This window comes from Mesotoga infera, from assembly GCF_900157305.1.
Taxonomy (GTDB): Bacteria; Thermotogota; Thermotogae; order Petrotogales; family Kosmotogaceae; genus Mesotoga; species Mesotoga infera.
This window is the reverse complement of sequence record NZ_LS974202.1, coordinates 2,314,558-2,332,772: the sequence shown is the minus strand read 5'-3', so window position 1 is coordinate 2,332,772 and position 18,215 is coordinate 2,314,558. Positions and strand designations below refer to the sequence as shown.

Below are 18,215 nucleotides of genomic sequence, written 5' to 3'. Positions count from 1 at the left end.
TGTTTAAACATAAATCAGTCACAATCTCAAATTGGGCTGCTTCATGGTACTATCTGTAGTGCCGTCTGCAATATGCGTATTTTTCTATATCTCTTCAAGGTCCATAAGTTCGGCGAGCCTCACCGTATCTTTAGATCTTATTGCCTCTTTGACTTTGTGAAGGTACTCTTCGGTTCTTTCAAGGGCTTCGGCGATATTATCTCCATTGAATCGGGCCATATCCAGTGCCATTTCTATGTTTTGCCTGCCAAGCCTTGTTGTAGAAGCAAAACCCGGACCGGCATATTTCTCATGATTCTTCCCCAGTTTCATTGCGGCTCGTGACAGATAGAAAATTCCCTGGCTTATACGTGAAAGTATCTCATCGTGTTCGGCTGGTTCTATGAACTCAGGTTTGGCTCCCAGATCGTTCACTATCTTCAAGGCGGCGCTGACGTCTGCATTTCTGGCCGTTTCGCACGGAGAGAGGAAAAATAGGCGACCTTCGAACATTCTTCTATCCCAGCCAGCCGATCCAGAACGTTCATTGCCAGCCATCGGATGGCCGTTTATGAAGCGCATTTTCCTTCTTGAAGCCACTTCATGGAAGGGCCTCATGACACTTGCCACATCCATTACAGGACCATTAAATTCCATACTTTCGAGCAGTTCCAGTTCCGCACTCATGGGAGTCGCGATCACGGTTATTTCATTGCCTGATATTAGAAGATCAAGCGGGCCAGTTTCAATTCCACTGTAAAAGAGCGTTAAAAGTACACTTTCGCAAGTATCGAAGACAGAGACCCGGTAACCCTTTTCGCAAAGTCTGAGAGCTATCGACCCACCGATCGATCCGCCACCGATTATAAGAATCTTCATGGGTTGTCCTCACCATTAAAAACAAGATCGGGCCTGAGATTACGTGCCCTGTGAAGGTATACGAAGTTCTTCGAGGTCGATTCACAATGGATGAGAACCCTTATAATTCCATTCGGTGATCCCTGAAAGTCCGCCTCATTGATACACAACAGTGCAACATTGTTATAATCAAATCTCTCCCTAAAGGCCGTGGCCGGGTTGAAGGCGGTGATGTCTCGGGTTACGGTGAAGATCACCGAGTGTATTTCCCAAATATCGTTATTGGTGAGAATCTTTTCGATCAATTCGATCGTCCTTGCAGCGATCTCTTCGCGTTCGTTCTTCTCAACTGAAGTAGCTCCTCTTATTGCTTTCATATCCCTCTTATCCCCGCGATGAAGTTTATATTCTTTCGAAGTCCAGTATCTCTAGTGCGTGCTCTTTTTCACCGCTCCGGATCGGCCTCAAGTTGGTTTCTATCTCACCGGTTTGGTTATCGTATGGATCAAACCTGTAAAATCTCTTTGGCGGTGTTAGAGGAGCCATGAAGGCCGAGTTGGCAACCATTCTGTAAGCGTCCAGATTTCCGAAGTAGAACTCCCTGTAAGCCGGTATATCCTTTCGGGCGCCTCCGAAAGAGCCATCCACTGGAACCCACCCATAAGGCTCGATCCAGAAGAAAGCCCAGTCATGAGGACTGGCTCCGACCGGGGTTGCATACCAGCCCGATTGCCACCTGGAAGGTATCCCCTTGATCCTGCACAGCGTCATAAAGAGGAGGGCTTTCAGCCCACAGTCGCCTCTCATGTTGCTGGCGGCGAATTCCGACAAGTTACCATAGAGAGCGTATTCGCTCATAAAGGAGTATCTGATGTTGTCACATATCCAGTCGTAAAAGCTTTTTGCGATGTAGTAAGGGTTCCTCTCGTTGCCTGCGATCTCGCTTGCCAGATTCTTGAGAAAGGGTGTGAAAAGTATGTGTGGGGCTTGCTCACAGAGATAGTTATGGAAACGGGCACTATCAACCGGTCGGATCGAAAAGGGGTCGATAGAGGTCGAGATTTCCGAGATTTCGTACTCGAACTCAACCGAGAAATTGACTTCCCCCACAGGCGCTTCCATGTATATAGTTCTCTGCGGAGCATCGGAAGGTGCTAGAAAGTACTTTTTCTGGCTGGTACCGAGTATCTTTACATTTGCGACCTGATCGCCAGGCCGTGCAATTGGCAGCCAACATTTTAGGTATTCGCCCTTGTCTCCTACCGGAACCCTGGCATTGATGGAAGAACGGGCTCTTATTCTGAAGGTGGCCGGTACTCTCTCGGATATCAGACGGTCTATCTGAGTCTGCAGCAGTTCCTTTTTTTTGTCACGATCGGTGTCTTTCTCTTTCAAGCGTTTTTCATACTCATTTCTGGCAAAGAGCATATTTTTATCGAACCTCTTTTCGTAGAACTCCTCGCCGTCGATAACCATGAAATCGAGATAGCCACCTTTCTTCAATTCATCGAACTCCCCGCGAGTGAAGTCTGACAGTTCCGAATCAAGTATCTCGAAAGCTCTATCAACGGTGAAAATGTAATTATCACGTATCCGTCTCAACCTCTCTCTTTCCCAGAGCAGTCTTTCGCGGAGCATTGAAGGAAGGCTTAAGGAGAGTTGAAAGTCTATCTCGCGTGTTGCCTTTTCAAAAGCGCCTTCACTCTCATACGACACTATCTTCTCTGGCAAAGGAACAGATAGAAACTCCATGTGAACCTCCCGATCATACGAAATTTAAGTTTACAACCAATTAAATTGCAGCGAGCTCCTCTCTCTATCTAGAGAAGAGTCTCGACTGGACGCCGGCCACCAGCTCGGCGTTGAATCTGGAAATTAGATGAAGAACATCTTCCCTGTCCTGATCGCTCTCCATAAAGTCGTATTTATCGCCGTCTATAATCAGTTTTCTGCAGAATTCGGCACCTTTAATCCATTCGTCGTACAGTCTGTTAAGCCTTTCTATGTACTCTTCTTTTATATCACTTTCGAAGCCTCTGCCGCGTTTCTTGATCCTCTTCATAAGCACAGAAGTTGAGCACTTGATGTAAACTAGTCCTGTAGGAGTGCTGAGGTGGTCTGAGAGCGTCTTGAAAGTATCCAGGTACAGTTTCCAGTCTCGGTTGTCTATATAGCCCATCAAGTGAAGGTTTCTTGCAAATATCTCCACATCTTCGTATATGGTTCTATCCTGAAGGACAACAGCTCCTTCTGTATTAACCCTCTTGAGAAAGTCGAAACGTTTTATAAGAAAGAATAGCTGGGAATGGAAGGCCCAGCGACCCATATCGGAATAGAAGTCTTTCAGAAAAGGGTTTTCATCCACCGCTTCGTACACTCCCCTGAAACCGAGTCTCTCTTCTAGAAGAGCCGTTAGCGAAGACTTTCCAGCACCGATGTTTCCGCAAATTCCCAGTATCATAAGCTCGCCTCGATTCTTTCGAAAATTTCATATAAGTCTTTCTGATTCCTCACGAAATCCATAGAGGAGGTATCTATCCTCAACACCGGAAAGTTTCTTTCAGAACACATGTGTTTCTCATAGGCCTCGCTGAGCATAGAGATATAGTTCCGGTCCATACTCCTCTCGAAGGGTCTGTCCCTTAGAGCTATACGGTTCATTAGAACGTTGACATCTGCATAGAGATAGACCACCAGATCCGGAGTCGGTACCTGATCCTGTAAAACTTTGAAGATCTTTTCGTACAACTCTAGCTGATCGCCTTTTAAAGTAAGCGAAGCGAAGAGGTGATCCTTATAAAAAGTATAGTCCGAAACTACTCCCTGCCCCTGGGCAGCCGTCTTTTTCACTGCGGATTGTTGATCAAATCTACTGACAAGAAAAAAGAGCTGTGTCTGGAAGGCCCATCTGTCCATGTCTTCGTAGAAGCTAGGCAAGAAAGGATTCTCCTCTACTACCTCCAGGACAGTCGGTATCGAGTATTTCAAAGAGAGGTTTCTGACAAGAGTCGTCTTTCCAACACCGATTACACCTTCAACGGCGATGTACTTCCCGCTAATGATTGAAAACATATTATGATTACACGCACAACACTTCCGGAAAGTCTCCGGGAAGCAAATGGCGCTTCTCCTTTCATAGTTGTATTGAAGACTCAGACCGGATTCAGATGTTGTAACCCATTAAATCAAGTTCAGGCGTTCTCCTCTCCTGAAGCTTCGGCCCTTTCTTTCCAGCCATCAAATAGCGGCTTTAAAACGTCTATGACCGGATCTAGGTAGTTGGAGACCGATTCGTGGTAACCGGGAATACAGAGTATCAAAGATTCCCTGATAGTTCCAGCCGCAACTCTATAGAGGCAGAGCGAAGAATCGGCCACTATCGCGTGTCGCATCATAGCCGTCTCAATGCCGGTCGCCCTCTTATCTACCAGAGAGAGAACGGCCTCGGGACCAATATCCTCTTTATAAAGGCCGGTCCCTCCGAGTATAATTACCATGTCGTTTGACCTGGAAGCGGCATAAATACATTCTTTTAGATCGCTCATTACTGGTTGGACATCGAAATAACCGGCAAAATGGTAACCGTGTTCTTTGAGCATCCTTTCACAGATTTCTATCGATTTGGATGTTTCGTCAAAAAAACCTGATTCGAGGATCCTTATGATCTTACACCTGTACATCTCTACCTCCAGATATCATTTGTAAAGCACATAAGCCGAAGCGGCCCTAAGAATGACTTCACCCTTTATTTCTCCCAGTGACTCTTTCGATACTCTCGCTTCATCCATAGCCAGGTTCCAAGAACCATTGGGAAGTGTTATCTTTGCATCTTCAATGTTTCCATTGAATATGACCAGTATCTCCTTCCATGTATCGCCAGTCGCTTCACCGTTAAGAATAAAAGCAACGATATTCCTCGGCGTGTCTAGAAAGACAAGGTTCTCTTTTATCTCCTGAGCAGTGGCCATTCTAAAGGCCGGATGAGACTTCCGAAGTTCAATCATTCCTTTGTAGTAGTTGAAGAGGTCTATAAATTGCGCCTTCCTTGAATAGTCCATCTTGTTGAGTTCAACACCTGCGTTATAGCTGTTGTCGTTGCCGTTCTTGGTCCTGGCAAAATCAACTCCGCCGTGGAGGAAGGGAATACCCTGCGAGAGCAAAACAATCGCATTCGAGAGTTTCTGTGCGTTAAGTAGCAGTTCTTGTGATGCATCAGGCATCGCTGCACTATTTTTATCCCATAGAGTCTGATTATCGTGTGCAGAAACATAGTTAATTGTTTCTGCCGGATCATCGGTGAAGTCACGTATATCGTAGCTATACTCTATGCTGCCGCTTATACCACGCATGATTCTACGCTCCTTGGCTCTGCTTCCGAGCGAAAAACCCTTTACCTTTGGATCGAAAACGCTTCCGCGGATCGCATCTCTCAGGTTGTCATTGAAGACGGCGACCTGTGTTCCCTTTTGATCGCCCTTGGAAAAGGTCACGTTGGCTCCCCAGCCACCCCAGGGTTCACCATAAAGCAGTAGAGTGGGCTCCAGTTCATGAAGCTCTCTATCTATGGCTAGCACGGTTTCCCTATCGAAAAGGCCCAGCAAGTCGAATCTGAAACCGTCGATGTGGTAATCGTTTACCCACATCTTGAGAGAGTCTATAATGTGCTTCCTCATCATAGGCCTCTCTGTAGCTATTTCATTTCCAACACCGCTACCATTAGTATAAGCCCCCGTCCTGTCGGTCCTGTAATAATAATAAGGAACGGTCTGATCGAAAGGCGAACCTTCACCGGTTGAAGCGGTATGGTTATAAACAGTATCGAGGATAACGCGAATACCACTGTCATGAAGAGCCTTTATCATCATTTTGGCCTCTATTATCCTGCTGAGTGGATTGGAGGGGTCCGTACTGTAGTGACCTTCAGGAACCATGTATAGATATGGGTCATACCCCCAGCCGTACTGTCCATCGATGCCCTCGTCAATGTAATGAATATCGTTAAAGGGGAGGATATGAACATGAGTTACACCTAGCTCGATCAAATGATCCAGGCCTGCCTTCACCCCTTCGGGACCGGTTCTATCCCTTTCTGTAAGACCGAGATATTTGCCCCGATTGACTACGTTTGTCTTTGTATCGGCCGTTATATCGCTTATATGAATCTCATAGATTATGGCATCCTCAAACTTTTCCATCGACGGTCTGACATCCATCTCCCATTCATCGAAAACCGTTCTTGCCGGATCGATCACAACTGACCTCAAGCTGTTACGCGTTACGGCTTTCGAATATATATCCACAGTTTCACGAAACTTACCGTAAGAAAAGAGCGAGTATCTGTATGACTTGAGGTGAAGATCACCTTCAACTGTAGCTTCCCAGACGCCCTGCGAAGTTTTTGCCATAGATATCTGTTTGCATTTTTGAGAGTCATAATCATCATACAACAACAAGGTGGCCGAAGATGAGACCGGTGACCAGACTCTGAAAGTCGTGAAATCTCTTTCATATATAGCTCCGAGCTGTCCTTCGTAGTAGAAAGAAGGATCGTCCAGCGCACTTCTCACAATCACTTCATCTGGTAGAAAGCCTTCAATCACCAATTCTATTGGATCGCTGATTTCTTCCGGTTCTATGGTCCCGGCCAATGTTACCTTCACGTAATTTGTAAATGAGATATCTGTTGGATCTGCCTTCTCGATTGATTTTACCGGCCGTTGTTCGTTTTTGATCAGCACCTTCGCTTCGGCCACCTTAGTATCGACTGGAGCCGACAGAGAAACGTATATCTCGTTCAGGCTGTCGAGGAAAGCTGCCTTTATTCTTGGCCTGAGGTCTATGGAAGCTGGATCGGTTACATGGTCATACTCACCTTCTATTAACCAGATTTCGGCCACTCCTGATTCGGGAATATCCACAAATCTATCTGCATTTACATCTTTGGCCTGCCAGTCATTCAATCTGACTATGTAGCCGAGCCTGGTATGTTTATTGGAAAACTTGACAGTCGAGACGACTCCAAATTCGTCGCTCCTGTCGAAAATATAGGATTTGCCGTCCATGCTGGTAGGCATATTTGGCCAGACCCATAGATTCCATCCATCGTAGTTGCCGCTGTATCTGTGGTAATGTATTATGAGCACTGTTTCTGCACCGTAATCGGCTGCCGTTTTTCCCATGCTTTCTCCTGTAAAAGCCATTATTGTAGTACCAAGAAGAATCGCCAAAATGAACAACACTCTTCTCATTATAATGCCTCCCTCAATTAAGTGGGGTTACAACATAGCCATTTATCTTTCTGCTGTATTCATATTCGTATAGAAGTCTGGCTCCGTTGAGGTTTTTCAAACTCAGGAAACCGCCGTTCGGGTCGAGATAGGTAACCCATATTGTGTTGTAGTTGAAGGAAGGGATCTGTGCTCTGTCTATTGTCACCAGCACCACATAGTTCTCGCCCACTTTGAGTTCTCTCTGGTCGCTTATTGTAAAGGAATCTTCATCTTTCATAATATCTGTGTTTGAGACTATCGATACTACCGTTCCAGCCAGACTGCCAGCTTCTCTTGTTACCAGTGTTATTAGCCCGAATAAACCGTTGTCGAAGATGCGCACGTCGATCAACTCCACCCAGCTTGACATATGTTCCGATGTGGTTATAGTTTGCTTATCCGGCACACTGGATGCTGTTGTTCTGATGAGGGTTTCTCTGTTCTCTTCCCAGATTCCCAATCCCTTGTCTTTGGCATGCTGCTGGGCTTCGTAAAAATTAATATAACCCTGTCCGTTGAAGTTTCCTAGACCGTTGGACAGGATCAGCGACTGAAGAAGCACGGTTTTCTCTCCATCCTTAATCCACAGGTAAGCCGGCCCGTCGAGGTTGAATTTCTTACTACTTTCGACAATAGCCTTAAGACCAACGATATTGCGCATAATTCTGATTATGGAGAGGTTTATCCCGTCATAAGGGTTCAACTTCGGGAAATCGACACCCAGCAGTGTAATGGTATAGGGAGAGTCTCCATCGAGTATCAATAATGAGGAACCGTTATTAGAACCGACAATTAGAACTTCTCGGCCGTTCGGAGTGGCATCTGGCGCAACGTACTCCAGCTCTCCTAAAAGGGAAGAAACTACACCCGAGTTACCGAGAATCAAATCCGGCAGCAAGAGAAGAATTACCAGGACCAAACCAAGAGGATTGAAAATTATACTTCTCAAAAAAGAATACACCCCCCACAAGGTTTCGGCTCAACTGAGGAAAGTATAACATCCGTGATACTCTACTGGGAGAAAAAAACAAACTGCTTTTAGCTACTTTGAGCTCTCCCCATCGTCTGTTCCATGGTCCTTGTAAGACTTGAAAACCTGCGAACGTATCAGTTTCATAAAAACATAAAGAGCCACCGGTACAAGCCAACCTAGATAATTGGCCAAAATGTCCAGCAGATCCACCGATCGACCTGGAGAGAACTTCTGGAGCATTTCAAGAACAATTGGACCGGTTACAAGAAAGAAGGAAGCTACCAGAAGATTCATTCTGTGTGTTCTGAGAAAATGGATCAACGATAACCATAGGCCCCCGGCGAAGAAACCCGAAAAGTGCATTAATTTATCGTTGCTAACCATGAGGCTCGATCTTGCAGGCGCGAGATAAAAGTATATTATTACTATCAGATACAGTGTAGTCGTAAATGGTACTATCAATTTCCTCATCATGGAATTATATACCTCACAACGATGAGTTGAAAAGCTGATACATCTTTAATATAATGAAGTGTAATGTAATTGGAGAGGAGGACAATACATGTCCAAGGTTTGCGAGATCTGTGGGAAAAGCCCCACTACAGGAAACATGGTTTCCCACTCGAACAAGAAGGGCAAGAGATGGTGGAAGCCCAATGTACACAATGTAAGGGCTATGGTTAATGGTGAAGTAAAAAGAGTGAAGATTTGCAGCAAGTGTCTTAAGGCAGGAAAGATACAGAGAGCAGTCTAATGCAGAGCGCGCTATGCGCGCTTTTCTTTTAGAATATGGGAAGGCGTTATGAATAGCAGGAAAACCTTCGCCGCAATAGATTTGGAAGCTTATAGATACAACTTACGATATCTGACCTCGAAAGCTTGTCCGGCAAAGGTCATGGCGGTGGTAAAGGCCGATGGTTACGGCCATGGTGCTGTACAACTGGCTAGAGTCGCCCAGGAGGAAGGAGTTGAATATCTAGCCGTTGCCTTTCTTGAGGAAGGTCTCAGGCTTAGGGAGGCTGGAATAAAGATTCCTATACTTGTGTTAAATTACGTTGAACCCAGCTCTTTTGAAGCGGCTTTTGAGAATAATCTTACACTTACTATCGTATCTCACGAGCAACTGAAAGCTATCGAAGCATCCATGAAATCTGGAACTGCCATGAATTCAGCCTTTCACATCGTCGTCGATACCGGGATGAGAAGGCTCGGTCTTGAGTGGAGAGAGTCGTTGAATCTGTTGAAAGCGTCCATTGACATAGGACTGAATGTCGAAGGAGCCTATACGCATTTCGCCACAGCCGACGAGAAGGGAAGTGGCTTCGTTGCCGAACAGCTGAAGGCTTTTCTGTCGTTTCTCAATCAAGCCGAGAGGATAACGAAAAAGACTCTTTTAAAACATATTTCCAACAGTGCCGGTATCATGTACATCGACAACAGCTATTTCGATTACGTCAGAGCCGGTATCGCCAGTTACGGTCTCCAGCCTTCTTCACAGCGCGACGAAAACCTTAGGCCAGTGCTTCAGTGGAAGACATGTATTTCTTTTGTGAAGAAGATCTATCCAGGCTACGGTGTTGGCTACGGCCAGACTTTTGTCGCAGATCGTGAAATGACGGTCGCCACCATTCCTGTCGGCTACGCCGACGGCTACAACAGGCATCTTTCCAACAGAGGGTTTGTAATTATCTCTGGAAGGAGATGTCCTGTACTTGGTAGAGTTTGCATGGACCAGTTTGTGGTAGATGTCACGCATCTGGACCACTCGCCAAAAGTGGGAGACGAGGTTGTATTAATTGGAAGTCAGGGAAATGAGAGTATATCGGCAGAGGAAATGGCTGAGTGGAATGGTACCATTAATTATGAGGTAACCTGTGCTATTTCGTCCAGAGTGCCCAGACTCTACATGAAAGGAGAAAATATATGAAACTCCGCGATATTATCGGAAACGACATACTCAATCAGATAAACCCCGAACACGACAAAGCCAACAAGGACGGCTACCCTTTCGTCTCGGATCTGAGACCGGGCAGTACTCTCTTGTCAGTTTTCAAAGTGTACTCCAAGAGAATTCAGGAAGCCCGCGACGGGAAAAAATTCCTGCTTCTCACTCTATCCGACAAAACCGGTGCTATAAGGGCTATAGACTGGTTCAACGCTGAAGCGAACGACGCTAGACTCGATCAGGGTACGGCAGTAAGGGTGTCGGGCAAGTTGGTACTTTATGAAGACAGAATCCAACTCAACATCGATCCCGACGGTATACAGATACTCGAAGCTGGACAGTACGACCCCGAGAGGTTTTTGGCTATAACATCCAAAGATATTTCTAAAATGTACGACGAGCTACTTGGAACAATAAATGGAATCGTCAACGAGAACATAAAGACACTGCTGCTCGAGATTTTCCAAAATGACAGGAAGTTCGTAGAGAAGTTCATAGTTTCTCCTGCGGCGGCAAAGGTTCACCACGCATATAAAGGGGGGCTTCTTGAACATACTATGTCTGTCGTTGAGCTCTGCCAGTTTTTCGCGCGCAAGTACAGCGATTCACTGAACGGTGAACTCCTCATCGCGGGTGCGTTGTTGCACGACATAGGCAAGGTTTATGAATACGCGATTACGCAGACGGGAATAGATAGAACCAACGAGGGTGAACTGGTAGGACATATCGCCATGGGTATCGAGATAATCAATAAGGTTATTTCCAAGTTAACGGGCTTCCCAAGGTATCTTCAAACCGAGATCAAGCATTTGTTGCTTTCGCACCACGGGGAAATGGAGTGGGGTTCACCAGTTGTTCCCAAGACCACAGAAGCGATAGTACTTCACATGGCCGACGATCTCGATTCAAAAGTTGCGCAGTTCAGGGAGATAGAGGATCGCGAATTCAACGGAGCTTCGGCTTCTTGGAGTAATTACGACCGCTTCCTAAATAGAAGGGTCTTCATGAGAAATAGGAAATCCAGCGATTGAAATTCTGAAATGGAGTGATATCTTGCCAGACAAATTAGTTATCGTAGAATCCCCGGCAAAAGCGAAAACCATCGAGAGGTATCTGGGGAAAGGCTACGAAGTTACGGCTTCGAAGGGTCACATAAGAGATCTTCCTGAATCCACTCTCGGTATAGACACAGAGACCTTCGAGCCGACTTACGAAATTCTCAAGGGGAAGGAAAAGATCGTCGCAGAACTCACTATGAAGGCGAAGGGCAAGAAAGTTCTTCTCGCGTCGGACCTGGACCGCGAAGGTGAGGCGATAGCCTGGCACATTGCACAGCTTCTGGGACTGTCAAGCAAGGATACAAACAGGATCGTCTTCAACGAAATAACAGAATCTGCCATAAAAGAGGCAGTTGAAAAGCCCAGGACGATAGACATGTCCAAAGTCGAAGCACAGGTTGCCCGCCGCATTCTCGATAGAATAGTCGGGTACAAACTCAGCCCTCTTCTGTGGAGAACGATGACCAAAGGATTGAGCGCGGGAAGAGTGCAATCGGTAGCTTTGAAGTTCATGGTAGAACTTGAGAAGAAGATCATGGTCTTCGTGCCCCACGATTTCTTTAAGATCTTCATGCTTGTGGGCAATGATAGGTTCACACTAACCGAACTTCAAGGTAAAAAATTCGGAAACAGGTCGATCACTACGCAAGAGGAACTGGACACAGTCTTGAAAGGACTTAAAGCCTCTCTATTCTTCGTAAAAGAAGTTAAGAAAAGACTTTCAAAGAGGGCTTCCCCCATGCCATTTATAACTTCTACCCTTCAGCAGAGTGCCATAAGCGAACTCGGCTGGAGCGCCAGCCGGACGATGAAGGTTGCCCAGCAGCTGTACGAAGGGATTGAAACGGAGAAGGGGCAGATAGCCTTCATAACTTACATGAGAACCGACTCGACCAGGATTTCTTCACAGGCGAGAGAGAAGGCCGTCGAGATAATCAAGAACAATTTTGGTGAAAGATACATCGGGCCTATAAAAGCATCTAAGGGCGGAAAAAAGATACAAGATGCCCACGAAGCGATTAGACCGACTTATCCTGAGATCGACATGGAGGCTGCAAAGAAACTGATTTCGGGAGATTTTCTCAAACTTTATGCCTTGATATGGAATAGATTTCTGGCTTCGCAGATGGCCGGCGCTGAGTATGAAGTGACTGAAGTGACCGTAATTGATAAAAGTGATCGTTTCGCATTTACCCTCGTTGGCGAAAAAAGAGTCTTCGACGGTTTTGAAAGGGTTTTAACCAGATCCAGCAAGGATGAACTCAATCATGAGTACGGTCAAGGACAGGAGATCAAGCCTGATGACTTCATCTGGGAAAAGGAAACTACCAAGCCTCCCTCAAGATTCACCGAGGCTTCACTGGTCAAGGAACTGGAGAAAAGAGGGATCGGCAGGCCTTCAACTTACGCCACGATCATTTCGACTCTACTCGACAGAAAGTATGTACTCCGTCAGTCAAAGGAGTTACGGCCGACGCTTCTGGGAGCCATAGTCAATGAATTTCTCACCGATCACTTTCCCGATGTGGTCGATACAAATTTCACTGCGAATATGGAAAATGAACTGGACGAGGTTGAAGGCGGGTCGAAAAAGTGGAAAGAAGTAATAGAGAGCTTCTATGACGAATTCAAGACCGATCTAGACCAGATAGACAGAAAGATAAAGAATGGAGAGTTTAAGATCGAGTTCCCAACAGATAGAGAATGTGAATGCGGTAGCCATTTCAAAGTGGTGTTCGGAAGATACGGCGGTTATCTGAAATGTCCGGAATGCGACAAGAATGAGTCGATCGATATGACGATCTTTTCAGGTGTCATAGATGGTAAGGTTATCCTGAAAGATATTCTGCAAGAGCAAAAAAAAGAAAGGGAGATAGATGAGAAATGTCCCCAGTGCGGTTCTCCGCTCCTGCTTAGGAAGGGTAGGTTTGGCGAATTCATCGCCTGCTCGGCTTATCCCAAATGCAAATACACCAGGAATATGGAGATTCCGGCTCCATGTCCTAAATGTGGAGGGACGATCGGGAAACTGCGTAGCAAAAAAGGAAAGAATTACTTCAAGTGCTCTTCGTGCGGAGAACTTTACTGGAGCGAGCCGACCAACATGAAGTGTGTAGCATGCGACTCTACGCTCTTCATAAAAGTTAAACGTGGCGGAAAGAAGGTTTATTACTGTGAAAAGTGTAAAAAGGAGTACCCTATAGAGGAGTAGTCGAACATGGAGAGAGAAAGGATAGCTGTGGTTTACGGGGGTCTTTCTCACGAACGAGAGATTTCGATAAAGAGCGGTTATAACGTAATCGCTTCTCTCGAAAAGAGAGGCAGCGAAGTCGTTCCTTTAGACCTTAAAAGATCGAACATCGAAAAACTGCTGAATATTGACGCTGATCTTTTCTTTCTGGCACTCCACGGAAAGTTCGGAGAGGACGGAACGGTACAGGGTCTGCTGGAACTGGCCGGATTTACTTACACCGGTTCAGACTCCGAAGCAAGTGCCATCTGTTTCGACAAGGAGATGACCTATAGATTGATGCAGGGAATAGTGTATCTTCCCGAGTGGAAAAAGATAACCACTCTAGAGGATATCGCAGGCTGGGAAATCTTTCCCTGTGTTCTTAAGCCAACGCGCGAAGGTTCAAGCATTGGTGTGATGATTTGTGACGACTTGCAAGCACTCATGGGGGAAGCTTCCCGCTTGATTGAGGAGTACGACGCGATTCTCATTGAAGAGTATATAGCAGGCCGGGAAGTGACGGTCTCGATAATCGACTTTGAGACAGGACCTGTGGTTCTTCCAATACTTGAGATAAGGCCGAAGAAGAGATTCTACGACTATGAAGCCAAATACACGGCGGGGATGACCGATTTTATAGTTCCTGCTCCTCTGGATATCACAATCGAATCACAGATAAAAAGCGATGCCTTGAATATATACCGTTCTCTGGGCTGTAGGGATATGGCCCGGATAGATGGAATCGTGAAAGGGGACAGGTTCTACTTTTTAGAGGTGAACACTATACCCGGGCTCACCGATCTGAGCGATCTTCCGATGTCGGCCAGGGCCATGGGCCTCTCTTTCGATAAGACTATAGGTGCGATCGTTGAGGCGGCTGGCCGTAGGAACCGGAGGTGATAGAGATGATTGAAATGCATGGAACGACTATACTGGTACTTAGAAAGAACGGTAAAACTGTAATGGCAGGTGATGGACAGATCACTCTGGGTGAAACCATCATGAAAGGTACAGCCCGTAAGGTTCGTAAGTTGGGAGATGGAAGAGTTCTCGCAGGCTTTGCCGGTTCTGTCGCCGATGCTATGACACTCTTCGAGAAATTTGAAGAGAAGTTCAAGGAGAGCAACTCAAGCCTGAGGAGAGCGGCGGTAAATCTAGCCAAAGAATGGCGGACCAACAAGATCCTTAGAAACCTGCAGGCGCTTCTCCTTGTTGCAGATAACGAAACGATTCTTCTGGTTTCGGGTAACGGCGAAGTCATCGAGCCCGACGAAGAGATTCTGGCGATAGGTTCGGGCGGCTCTTACGCACTCTCCGCCGCCCGCGCTCTTATGCGAAATACTAACCTCGATGCAGAGATGATAGCCGTTCAGGCAATGACTATCGCAAGTGAGATATGCATATACACCAACTCTAATTTCACAGTAGAAACTCTCGGAGGTGATGGTAAGTGACAAGAGAGGAACTCGACCTCCTTACACCGAGAAGGATAGTTGAAGAACTGGATAAATACATAATAGGACAGCAAGTGGCCAAGAGGGCTGTGGCAGTGGCCATGCGCAACAGAATACGTCGTCAGCGATTGCCCGAGGAGATGAAGAAAGACGTCATACCCAAAAACATACTGATGATGGGGCCTACCGGTGTTGGAAAGACTGAAATAGCAAGAAGACTGGCAGAGCTAACGGGATCACCCTTCGTTAAGGTCGAAGCCACTAGATTCACCGAGGTTGGATACGTAGGTAAAAACGTTGAATCGATAATACGCGAACTGGTCGATGTCGGTATAAATATGGTGAAGCAGGAGAAGATACAGGAAGTCGAAGGGAAAGCCTCCTTCCAGGTAGAAGAGAGAATACTGGAATCACTGGTGCTTGGAGGTCAGTCTAAAGCCAACGGCCCGAAGAACATCTTCGAGCTTTTCCAAGGTACGCAGCAGAGCAGACCCAGTCAGGAAGAGATCGAAAGAATAAGAAACAGGAGAGAGGAGTACAGAGAGCGCCTTCGTTCCGGCGATCTGGAAGACTTAGATATTGAGATCGAATTGGAGGACCACAGCCAGCCAATGATAATGATACCCGGAATGGAGGATATGGGTATAGATATGTCAGGCGTCCTGGGGGGCATGGTTCCAAAGAAAGTGAAGAGGAAGAAAATGAGGATAGGCGACGCTAGAAGAGCCTTGCTCCCGGTTGAATCGGAAAAGCTGCTGGACATGGATAAAGTTGTGTCCGAAGCGATTGAGAGAGTTCAAAATCGCGGTATAGTCTTCATAGATGAGATAGATAAGATCTCTTTCAGAAGCGGCAGCCATGGTCCAGATGTGTCCAGAGAGGGTGTACAGAGAGATCTTCTTCCGATAATCGAAGGAACGACCGTTACGACCAAATACGGTCAGGTCAGGACGGATTACATTCTCTTCATTGCTGCCGGTGCCTTCCACATGGCTAAACCCTCGGATCTAATACCCGAGTTTCAGGGAAGGTTTCCCATAAGGGTAGAATTGAGTCCTCTGACCGAGGAGGATTTTTTGAGGATACTCACCGAACCCAAGAACGCTATAACCAGACAGTACGCAGCACTGCTCGATACCGAAGGTGTGAAGATCACTTTCAGCGAGGACGGCTTGAAAGAGCTGGCTAGAGTTTCGCACAACCTTAACGAGAGGATAGAAAACATAGGTGCGAGAAGGCTATACACGGTCGTCGAGAAGGTCCTCGAAGAGGTTTCCTTCCAGGCACCCGAGATTGCGGTCGATATAGTCATCGACAGGAATTATGTAGATTCCAAAATCGGCAGTATAGCGGCCGATGAAGACCTCAGCGCATTTATACTCTGATCGAAAATGGACAGGATAGAGTACGCGGCCATCGCCCTTTCGGGAGATCTTTCAGTAGAGCAGATGCGAATTTTGTGCGAGGAGGGTTATTCATCGACTTCGCTAATGATTTCGGAGGCGCCGCTAAACCCGTTGGCTTTGAAACGTATAAGGAGAACCTTTGCGGAGATTGTGAAGGTTCTTTCTTCTCATAAGGCTTTTCTTATCTATAAAGACGAAGAGTACCCAGAAAGCCTTAGAAATCTGTATGACCCACCACCGGTTATCTTCTACCATGGAGACAAAGAAATGCTTAAAAACGAATCAACATTGGCGGTTGTGGGCTCAAGAAAAGCCGATGGCTATGGTTTGAGAGTCGCCAGAGACTTTTCCAGATCGCTCTCTGATTCTGGAGTAGCCATCGTAAGCGGTCTGGCTGTTGGAATAGATGCCCAGGCACACGAAGGTGCCCTGGAAGCTGGCGGTGTTACGATAGGAGTACAGGGTACCGGGATAGATATCGTCTATCCAGCATCTAATAGAACTTTGATAGATAAGGTGCGCGCCTGTGGCTGTATCGTATCGGAGTTCCTGCCAGGAACTCCCCCGCTTAAACAGAATTTCCCCAGACGGAACAGAATTATCGCCGGTCTTTCAAAGGCCGTTTTCGTAGTCCAGGCCGGATTGAGGAGTGGCTCGCTGATAACTGCCCGCCTAGCCCTGGAAAACGGGAGAGATGTCTTCGCGTTGCCGGGAGATATCTACAGAGAGAATTCGAAGGGTACCAACTGGCTTCTCAAGAACGGAGCGAAGTTGATCACTGAATACGAAGATATACTCGAGGAGTTTCCCTGGCTCACGAGAGAAGGACGAAGAGAAAGCGAAAAGCGAAAGATCGACTCGCCCGTTTACGAATGTCTGGGGAACGGTCCGATGACTTTCGGAGAGATCCTTCTGGCAAGCGGCAAGTCGAGCAACGAGCTGATGGTTGAGCTAACTCAACTACAGCTTGAAGGGCTTGTTTACGAAGAAAACGGGCGCTGGAACAGAAGCTAAAAACCTCTGAATGGTCGGTTGATGTGGTGGTATAATCGTTTCGAAAAGCACTTAAACAAAAGGATTGGAGGGAGAGTTAATGCCATACGTTAACACAAAGGATATTCTTGACAAGGCGAACAAAGGTTACTACGCCGTACCGGCGTTGAACATCAACAATCTTGAATTCCTTCAGGCCATCATAGAGGCTGGAGTAGAAGAGAACTCCCCGGTAATAATAGAGACGTCCGAAGGGGCAATTAAGTACGCAGGCGATGGCGATGTACAGCGTGGAGCAAGCCTTTTCGTTTCAATGGTGAGGGCCTTCGCAGACAATACAGATATCCCGGTTTCTCTACACGTAGACCACGGTAAGAGCTTCAAAATACTTATGGCAGCCATCAAGGCTGGTTACTCTTCGATAATGATAGATGCTTCTGAATATCCGTTCGAGAAAAATATAGAAGAAACGAAAAAAATGGTCGAGATAGCTCACAGTGTAGGAGTATCCGTAGAAGCTGAACTCGGAAGACTAGTGGGAATAGAGGACAATGTGATGGTCCAATCGCACGAAGCGGCTCTAGTTGACCCGAACGAGGCAAAACAGTTCGTTGAGGAAACTGGAGTGGATTTCCTCGCCCCTGCGATAGGTACTAGCCATGGAGCCTTCAAGTTTAAGGGAGAAGCGAAACTGGATTTCAATAGACTTAAAAAAGTCAAAGAACTCACCGGGCTTCCGCTGGTTCTTCATGGTGCCTCTAGTGTTCCTGAAGAGGTCAAGAAGCTCGCTGAAAAGTACGGAGCCGATTTCAGGGGAGCCAAAGGCGTGCCTTCGGACATCCTTACTGAGTCGGTCAAGTACGGTATAAACAAAGTCAATACAGATACCGATCTCAGAATGGCCTTCATAGCCTCCTTGAGGGAGTACCTGGCCAACAATCCTGGAGAGTTCGATCCGAGAAAATACTTCAAGACACCAAAGGAGCTAGTTAAGAACATAATCAGAGAAAGACTTAGACTTCTTGGTTGTTCAAACAAAGCATAGAT

18 protein-coding genes are annotated in these 18,215 nt (G+C 46.5%); 9 read left to right on the top strand and 9 right to left on the bottom strand.

Annotation, left to right across the window (positions count from 1 at the left end):
- Positions 1 to 84: 84 nt before the first annotated feature.
- From MESINF_RS10590 to MESINF_RS10550, 9 genes are all read right to left on the bottom strand, one after another.
- Positions 85 to 858, bottom strand: coding sequence for a prephenate dehydrogenase (locus MESINF_RS10590; protein ID WP_169699789.1), 774 nt, complete (start codon positions 856 to 858; stop codon positions 85 to 87).
- Positions 855 to 1,214 carry a chorismate mutase gene (gene aroH / locus MESINF_RS10585; RefSeq protein ID WP_169699788.1) on the bottom strand — a complete coding sequence of 120 codons (360 nt, stop codon included), beginning with the start codon at positions 1,212 to 1,214 and terminating at the stop codon, positions 855 to 857. The genes MESINF_RS10590 and aroH overlap by 4 nt, the downstream gene beginning before the upstream one ends.
- Positions 1,215 to 1,239: 25 nt before the next feature.
- Positions 1,240 to 2,589 (bottom strand): transglutaminase-like domain-containing protein, encoded by a 1,350-nt coding sequence (locus MESINF_RS10580; RefSeq protein ID WP_169699787.1) that lies wholly within the window; start codon positions 2,587 to 2,589, stop codon positions 1,240 to 1,242.
- 64 nt (positions 2,590 to 2,653) lie between these two features.
- A complete protein-coding gene (locus MESINF_RS10575) occupies positions 2,654 to 3,298 on the bottom strand; it encodes a deoxynucleoside kinase (RefSeq protein WP_169699786.1) in 645 nt (214 codons plus the stop codon).
- Positions 3,295 to 3,909 carry a deoxynucleoside kinase gene (locus MESINF_RS10570; RefSeq protein WP_169699785.1) on the bottom strand — a complete coding sequence of 205 codons (615 nt, stop codon included), beginning with the start codon at positions 3,907 to 3,909 and terminating at the stop codon, positions 3,295 to 3,297. The genes MESINF_RS10575 and MESINF_RS10570 overlap by 4 nt, the downstream gene beginning before the upstream one ends.
- 119 nt (positions 3,910 to 4,028) lie before the next feature.
- Positions 4,029 to 4,517 carry a MogA/MoaB family molybdenum cofactor biosynthesis protein gene (locus MESINF_RS10565; RefSeq protein ID WP_169699784.1) on the bottom strand — a complete coding sequence of 163 codons (489 nt, stop codon included), beginning with the start codon at positions 4,515 to 4,517 and terminating at the stop codon, positions 4,029 to 4,031.
- Positions 4,518 to 4,532: 15 nt separating this feature from the next.
- Positions 4,533 to 7,037 (bottom strand): type I pullulanase, encoded by a 2,505-nt coding sequence (gene pulA, locus MESINF_RS10560; protein WP_408631278.1) that lies wholly within the window; start codon positions 7,035 to 7,037, stop codon positions 4,533 to 4,535.
- 61 nt (positions 7,038 to 7,098) lie between these two features.
- Positions 7,099 to 8,055, bottom strand: a complete 957-nt coding sequence (locus MESINF_RS10555) for a hypothetical protein (protein WP_169699782.1) — start codon at positions 8,053 to 8,055, stop codon at positions 7,099 to 7,101.
- 93 nt (positions 8,056 to 8,148) lie between these two features.
- Positions 8,149 to 8,553, bottom strand: coding sequence for a VanZ family protein (locus MESINF_RS10550; RefSeq protein WP_169699781.1), 405 nt, complete (start codon positions 8,551 to 8,553; stop codon positions 8,149 to 8,151).
- Positions 8,554 to 8,641: 88 nt separating this feature from the next.
- Between MESINF_RS10550 and rpmB the strand changes: the two genes are divergently transcribed.
- The 9 genes from rpmB (at position 8,642) to fba (ending at position 18,213) form a co-directional block, all read left to right on the top strand.
- Positions 8,642 to 8,833 carry a 50S ribosomal protein L28 gene (gene rpmB / locus MESINF_RS10545; RefSeq protein ID WP_169699780.1) on the top strand — a complete coding sequence of 64 codons (192 nt, stop codon included), beginning with the start codon at positions 8,642 to 8,644 and terminating at the stop codon, positions 8,831 to 8,833.
- Positions 8,834 to 8,881: 48 nt separating this feature from the next.
- Positions 8,882 to 10,006, top strand: a complete 1,125-nt coding sequence (gene alr, locus MESINF_RS10540; RefSeq protein WP_169699779.1) for an alanine racemase — start codon at positions 8,882 to 8,884, stop codon at positions 10,004 to 10,006.
- Positions 10,003 to 11,055 (top strand): 3'-5' exoribonuclease YhaM family protein, encoded by a 1,053-nt coding sequence (locus tag MESINF_RS10535; RefSeq protein WP_169699778.1) that lies wholly within the window; start codon positions 10,003 to 10,005, stop codon positions 11,053 to 11,055. The genes alr and MESINF_RS10535 overlap by 4 nt, the downstream gene beginning before the upstream one ends.
- A gap of 22 nt (positions 11,056 to 11,077) precedes the next feature.
- On the top strand, positions 11,078 to 13,294 hold the full coding sequence (gene topA, locus MESINF_RS10530) for a type I DNA topoisomerase (protein ID WP_169699777.1): 2,217 nt from the start codon (positions 11,078 to 11,080) through the stop codon (positions 13,292 to 13,294).
- A gap of 6 nt (positions 13,295 to 13,300) precedes the next feature.
- Positions 13,301 to 14,215, top strand: a complete 915-nt coding sequence (locus MESINF_RS10525) for a D-alanine--D-alanine ligase family protein (RefSeq protein WP_169699776.1) — start codon at positions 13,301 to 13,303, stop codon at positions 14,213 to 14,215.
- Between the two features lie 8 nt (positions 14,216 to 14,223).
- Positions 14,224 to 14,769, top strand: coding sequence for an ATP-dependent protease subunit HslV (gene hslV / locus MESINF_RS10520; protein WP_408631277.1), 546 nt, complete (start codon positions 14,224 to 14,226; stop codon positions 14,767 to 14,769).
- Positions 14,766 to 16,154, top strand: coding sequence for an ATP-dependent protease ATPase subunit HslU (gene hslU / locus MESINF_RS10515; RefSeq protein ID WP_169699774.1), 1,389 nt, complete (start codon positions 14,766 to 14,768; stop codon positions 16,152 to 16,154). Before hslV ends, hslU begins: the two co-directional genes overlap by 4 nt.
- Before the next feature lie 132 nt (positions 16,155 to 16,286).
- Entirely contained in the window at positions 16,287 to 17,189 is a 903-nt protein-coding gene (dprA, locus tag MESINF_RS10510) for a DNA-processing protein DprA (protein ID WP_231936730.1), read from the top strand.
- A gap of 79 nt (positions 17,190 to 17,268) precedes the next feature.
- On the top strand, positions 17,269 to 18,213 hold the full coding sequence (gene fba / locus MESINF_RS10505; RefSeq protein WP_169699772.1) for a class II fructose-1,6-bisphosphate aldolase: 945 nt from the start codon (positions 17,269 to 17,271) through the stop codon (positions 18,211 to 18,213).
- Positions 18,214 to 18,215: the final 2 nt, after the last annotated feature.